Here is a 615-nt window from a genome sequence, read left to right on the forward strand (position 1 = left end):
TCACCCAGGCGCACACGCCCGAGGCCCTGCTCCCCGCCCTGTCCGCCCACCTCCACGGCGACGGACAGGACCTGCGCACCCTCCTCTTCGGACCACCGCCCAGCGACGACGCAGCACTCATCGCACTCGCCGACCAACTCGACGCCCTCGAAAGAGAGGTACGCCGTCCATGATGGACCCGACCACTGACAACGCCGGGCAGACCGGGGACCAGGGCGCCGCCCGCGCCGCCCTGGAGGCCCTGCGCGCCGAGATCGCCAAGGCCGTGGTCGGCCAGGACCCCGCCGTCACCGGCCTCGTCGTCGCCCTGCTCTGCCGCGGCCACGTCCTCCTCGAAGGCGTCCCCGGCGTCGCCAAGACCCTCCTGGTCCGCGCCCTCGCCTCCGCCCTCGAACTCGACACCAAACGCGTCCAGTTCACCCCCGACCTGATGCCCAGCGACGTGACCGGCTCCCTGGTCTACGACACCCGCAGCGCCGAGTTCTCCTTCCAGCCCGGCCCGGTCTTCACCAACCTCCTCCTCGCCGACGAGATCAACCGCACGCCTCCCAAGACCCAGTCGTCCCTCCTGGAAGCCATGGAGGAACGCCAGGTCACCGTCGACGGCACCCCCCG

1 protein-coding gene and 1 pseudogene are annotated in these 615 nt (G+C 71.5%); both read left to right on the forward strand.

Annotation, left to right across the window (positions count from 1 at the left end):
- Positions 1-173, forward strand: a pseudogene (locus tag CA983_RS48810) (DUF4350 domain-containing protein); the annotation flags it as partial.
- Positions 173-615, forward strand: a 443-nt coding sequence (locus tag CA983_RS44780) for an AAA family ATPase (protein WP_158101958.1), incomplete at its 3' end; no start/stop codon positions are given. The pseudogene CA983_RS48810 and the gene CA983_RS44780, both read left to right, overlap by 1 nt.

Origin of the sequence: Streptomyces swartbergensis (assembly GCF_002148965.1) — a bacterium.
Taxonomy (GTDB): Bacteria; Actinomycetota; Actinomycetes; order Streptomycetales; family Streptomycetaceae; genus Streptomyces; species Streptomyces swartbergensis.